The 4,476-nt window shown below is 71.8% G+C and carries 5 protein-coding genes; 2 read left to right on the top strand and 3 right to left on the bottom strand.

The window, feature by feature from the left end:
- Positions 1-306 precede the first annotated feature (306 nt).
- On the bottom strand, positions 307-1,491 hold the full coding sequence (locus ACFU5F_RS42080) for a winged helix DNA-binding domain-containing protein (protein ID WP_383898943.1): 1,185 nt from the start codon (positions 1,489-1,491) through the stop codon (positions 307-309).
- A gap of 543 nt (positions 1,492-2,034) precedes the next feature.
- Here ACFU5F_RS42080 and ACFU5F_RS42075 point away from each other — a divergent pair.
- On the top strand, positions 2,035-2,316 hold the full coding sequence (locus tag ACFU5F_RS42075) for a hypothetical protein (protein WP_383898941.1): 282 nt from the start codon (positions 2,035-2,037) through the stop codon (positions 2,314-2,316).
- Positions 2,317-2,327: 11 nt separating this feature from the next.
- On the opposite strand, the gene ACFU5F_RS42070 is transcribed toward ACFU5F_RS42075, so the two are convergent.
- Positions 2,328-2,585: a hypothetical protein gene (locus ACFU5F_RS42070; RefSeq protein WP_059084774.1), complete on the bottom strand. Its 258-nt coding sequence runs from the start codon at positions 2,583-2,585 to the stop codon at positions 2,328-2,330.
- 438 nt (positions 2,586-3,023) lie between these two features.
- Positions 3,024-3,923 (bottom strand): GNAT family N-acetyltransferase, encoded by a 900-nt coding sequence (locus ACFU5F_RS42065; RefSeq protein ID WP_383898939.1) that lies wholly within the window; start codon positions 3,921-3,923, stop codon positions 3,024-3,026.
- Positions 3,924-4,215: 292 nt separating this feature from the next.
- On the opposite strand from ACFU5F_RS42065, the gene ACFU5F_RS42060 reads away from it, so the two are divergent.
- A complete protein-coding gene (locus ACFU5F_RS42060; protein ID WP_383898945.1) occupies positions 4,216-4,446 on the top strand; it encodes a hypothetical protein in 231 nt (76 codons plus the stop codon).
- Positions 4,447-4,476 lie beyond the last annotated feature (30 nt).

Raw genomic sequence — 4,476 nt, 5'->3', positions numbered from 1 at the left:
GTGTCGGAGGGGTCGGGCGGGGGCGGGCGGGCGGGGCCGGGTCTCGTCCGCGGGCCCGGTGGGGGCTGATCGCGCAGTTCCCCGCGCCCCTGAAAGCGCGGGCCCTGCGCGCCTGAAGGCTGAGGTTCTGCTGGGCTGGAAGCCCAGGTGGCCGGTTGCCTGACAGACCAGGCCCCCGGAGAGTGTCGGTGCAGCAGGGGAAAAGCAGGGGGCGCAGTCCCTGGGGGCGTGGGGAACTGCGCGATCAGCCCCACCCACCCCCACCCGCAGACGAACCCGCACCCCCTCCCACCTCACTCCACCCGATCACACCAACTCCTTCTCCAGCGGCGTCCGGAAGCGCGGTGTGACGCGCGTGTCACCCACCCACCCCCGCAGCCGCGAGGCCTCCGCCCGGATCGCCTCCTCGGCCGCCCGCCCCACCCCCTCCGTATCGAGCAGCCGCCAGACGATCTCCCCGTCGGAGCGCTGGGCCCAGCCGCCGATCACCCGGCCGTTCCACCACACCGTCGGCCCGACGTTGCCGCTGTAGTCGAAGAGGGCCGGCCGGAGCCCGGGGGCGAGGTACCAGTCCCGCAGCTGCCAGCCCATCGCCGTGGGGTCGAGGGCGGGCAGGAGGGCCGCCCAGGGCTCGCCGGGGTCGGAAACCGGCCCCTCGTCCTCGGCGGTCACATACCCCGTGCCCTCGTCCAGCGCCACGGCCCGCGCCCCGATCGCCGCCAGCGCCCGGCGGACCTCGGTGACACGCCACCCCGTCCACCACTTGAGGTCCGCCTCCGTCGCCGGGCCGCAGACCGCCAGCCACCGGCCCAGCAGGGACGCCTGAGCCTGCGCCACATCCAGCTCGGGGTGCGCCGGAGCCACCGCCCACCGGAACTGACTCGACGTCCAGGAGCCGAGCGGCCGTCCCCGTACGACCCTGCCCTCCACCCCCAGCACCCTCAGCAGCCGCGTCGAGACCGTGTGCGTCCCCTCGTAGCTCTTCCCGGCCGCGTACACGAACCGTTCCCGCAACCTCGGCTCGTCCTCGGCGAGTTCGGACGCGGTGGCCTGGCCCCGGCGGGCCAGCGCGGCCAGCGTCGACTCCTCGACCTCCTTCAGCCAGGCCGCGTCCGGGGCGCCGGCGGCCGCCATGTCCTTCAGCAGCGAGGCCCGCTCCCTCGCGGCGACCGTGATGCCGGTCGAGGCGTGCACCACGGCGGTCAGCCCGGCCGGGAACACGAACACGGTGTGCCGCATACCGTGCATGCGGACGAGCGAGCGGTCCTCGTACAGCGCCCGTTCGGTCTCCGGCACCGTCCGCCCCGGATCGGCGAGCCGCGCGCCCACCGCCAGAGGCACCGTCGCGGGATCCGAGCCGTGCAGCGCCACCAGAGAATCAGCCACCTCCTCCGGGCTCTCCGCCCGCACGAATCCGGCCAACCGCTGCCTCAGCCCCAGCCGCACCCGCCGCTCGTCCGCCCCGACATACCGCTGCCGCTCACCAGCCATGCCCACCGCCTTCACCCCTGCGCCGCGTCCGTCCCGAGGGCCCGAGAACGCGAGGACCCGAGTAGCGATCGGGTCCAGGCCCTCGACCGCATCCTCCCGGACCCCACTGACCATCGGGCCCCGATCCGCCCACGCCCGCTAGGTGTACCGCTCCAGCAGCCCGCCGACGTACGCTTCCAGCCGCGCCCTCAGCACCTCCGGCGTCAGATCCGTCCGCCCCGCACCTCGTACCGCTACGGAACCCGAGCCCGTGCTCACCCCGTACAACAACGCCACGCGGGCGAGCGGTGCCCACGTCGAGGTCCGCCGGCCCCGACGAGGTCTCCACCCGGTCCACGACCCCGCGACGCACCTCGCCGGCCGCGGCCGACCTCGCTCACCGCCGTCGGCCCTTGTCCCCGGCAGGCCGCGCGTCTCGATAAATGAGATGACCCCGCACCCGTCGCACGAGCATCCTGGACACGCGGAGCGAAGCCCCTCGGACACCGGGGCCGATCTTCCCCGCACAGTCATCACCCACGCCACGCCCCGAGGAGTCCCGTCATGGGCACCCTGATCCTCTCGGCGACCGCGGTTCTGGTCGTCATGGGATTCTCCAACCAAGTCCTCTGGCTGGCCGCCGTCGCGCTGCTCTACCTGTACGTCCGGTACGGCCGCACTGAGGGGGGTTCGTCGGGTTCCCCGGCGGGCGGCAATCCGGCCCAGCCCGGCTCCTACCGCGCGTACCGCGATCGCCGTGACCAGCAGGCGAGGTGGGAGCGCCGGTACCGCCGCGAACGCCCGCTGGCGACCCGTCGGCAGGACCGCGACAAGGGCGGCAGGTAGCGGCGGACCGCTCAGTACGACGACCGGTAGTTGACGTAACCGATCAGCGCGATGAGCCCTGCCACGCAGCCGAAGACGATCACCGTCGACACCCACGAGGACCGGCGCGGCCCGGCCGGGCCGGGGTCGGCACGGAAGGGCTGGGGCGCGGGCGGGTTCTCCTTCCAGCGCGCGGCGAGCATCCGGGCCCGGGCGGAGGGCTCCTTGTGCTCGGCGTTGTCCGCCCACTTGATGTCGAACTCGCGCTCGTCGTCGTCCTGTTCGGGCATTCCCGTGTCCCCCGTCATTCATCGAACAGTCGTGCCAGAACCATACGACGACGCCCCCGTCCCGAGAAGCGGGAACGGGGGCGCCGCCGAACGACTGACCGAGCGACCGGAATCACACGCCTGCCCGAGTGGGGTGTGGCGGTAGGCCCGGGATGCGAACCGCAGACTGACCACGATGATCACTAGCACGGTGATCAGCATTCAAGGTGTTTCACGCCGAGGTTTGACAGGCCTCACCGGGTGAGTACTCCGGCTGTAGATCGTGATCTTGCTGGTGGGGCTGGTCCGAGAGACGAGTGCGTCCACCATGGACAGCGTGAGGTACGTGGTCTGACGACGAGATGGGTGGCCGCTGGGCACGGCGCAGATCCCGCATGTCGCTGACAAGGGGTCCGGACCTGCCCTCGGACCGGACCCCTCGGCGCGTGCTGCTCCTCGCTAGGCCGCTTGGCCCGCCGGGTGGAAGTTGATGCGTTCACTGATGACGGGGAAGCCGGCCTTGGCGAAGTTCGCGGCCATGGGGAAGTTGCCCTGGTCCGTCGCTCCGCTGACGAACTCCGCGCCCTGCTCGACGAGGAAGTGGGTGCACTCCGCGAGGAGGTCGTAGGCGTAGCCGCGACCGCGCTGTTCCGGGACGACTCCGATGAAGCCGATGGTCGGGCCGGAGGGGTTGTGGGCCGGGATGTGGATGCCGGCCAGGTCGCCCTCCGGCGTGTACGCCGTCTGCCACCACTCCCGCGGGGAGGGGCACCAGTGGAAGAAGTCGAGTTCCTCCTGGGCGGCCTGGTCGAGGCCGCCCTCCTCGACGGCCCTGAGCGCGTGGGCGTCCAGGGTGGCGGAGTGGATGCGGCGCAACGCGTCGAAGAACACGGTGTCGTCGGGTTCGGCGCTGAAGCGCAGGCGCCGGGGCCGCTCGGGCAGACCTCGCTCCGGGGTCCAGCGGTACAGGAAACGTTCCACCAGGAGTTCGTACCCTGCGGCTCGTGCGGCGGCGAAGCGCGCCTCGGCGCCGGCGCGCAGGTCGGGCTTGTCCCGCCAGTCGCCTGGCAGGTTGATCTCGAGTTCGACCTGCCAGGGAGCGGAGCGCAGGAGTTCGGCCCCTGCCTCCTCCTCGCCCTCGGCCACGTCGAACCAGTTGATGTTGACGGGCTCTGGGTCGTCGGGGCCGCCCCACCACGCGCCGCGTGCGACGACCTCGCCGTCGCGCAGGGCGACGCGCTTCCAGTCGGGGCGGAAGCGGGTACGACGATGGCCTTCACGGGCACCCAAGGGGTCGGGGAGCGCGTCGAAGAGATGAGCGTCGCTCGCGGAGAGCGCGCGGATGACCGCATCGGTCATGGATTCCTCCGGGATACAGGCTGCTTGGAGCGCTCCCGGTCAGAACTCACGAACCACGCCGGGACAGCGGAAAGAGGGAGCGCTGGAAAGGTGTGAACCGCACGGCACTCGCCTCCTTCCATCCGTCTCAGGGCGTGGAGCCACACACTAAGTGATCTACCGAGGGCCCGTCCACGGATTTCCTACGCCCTGACCCGCGATCGATGCTCGGCCGTCCAGGTTCGGTGGCAGGTCCTGGTCGCAGGTGGCCCGGGCGTCGAACCGCGTCGAGCCCCGGTGCGGACCAGTGACCATGAGGCTTCCTGCCCGCTGGCAGGAAGCGTTCGAGGTCCTGATGGGCCGTATTGCGGGGCGGTTCGCGCGGGTGGAACAACGGCGCCGGGCACGGGCGTTCGTGCTCGGGTTGTCGTCGGGCCTGCCGCGCAAGAAGGGCACGCACACGGTGGGCGTGCAGCGCCGGTACACCGGCACCGCCGGACGCATCGTGGCGTCCTCGCTCAAGGGAAGGTCTCCCGGCCCCTGAGCGCAAAAGGCCGCCGGCCGTGTCCTTCCC

The sequence above is a fragment of the Streptomyces sp. NPDC057438 genome, from assembly GCF_042802995.1.
GTDB lineage: Bacteria > Actinomycetota > Actinomycetes > Streptomycetales > Streptomycetaceae > Streptomyces.
Note: the sequence above shows the minus strand (reverse complement) of the source record. Positions and strands in the feature narration are given on the sequence as shown.